Source organism: Metabacillus sp. 113a, assembly GCF_050107635.1.
Classification (GTDB): Bacteria; Bacillota; Bacilli; order Bacillales; family Bacillaceae; genus Metabacillus_B.
On the sequence record NZ_JBNILJ010000045.1, the window covers coordinates 1 to 295 of the forward strand.

A 295-nucleotide genomic window follows, 5' to 3' on the forward strand; every position below is an offset into this window, starting at 1 on the left:
TCTCCTTTTGATAGAAGGAAGCATAGATTCGCTCAGGTGTACTGGTTTGTAATAAAGTGGACAGGTGCTCTTCCTCAGATGGAATATCAAGGATTACAACATACTTCCCTGTCAAATCCATATCAGCATTCTCTATAAACATACTTGCATATGGTCGTAACTCATCATGGAGATTTATTTCTTCCAAAGTATTTTCATTAAAATATAGGATGTGGAGTTTTTCCTTATCTATTCCATTTAATGTTTGATTTAACTGTTTAATGGAACGGATATCAAAAAGCTGCCAATCTGTCAC

At 34.9% G+C, this 295-nt stretch carries 1 protein-coding gene; it reads right to left on the bottom strand.

Annotation, left to right across the window (positions count from 1 at the left end; genetic code table 11):
- Positions 1 to 295 (bottom strand): single-stranded-DNA-specific exonuclease C-terminal domain-containing protein (locus ACQCVE_RS19640; protein WP_426863673.1); only part of this gene is annotated, 295 nt, incomplete at both ends.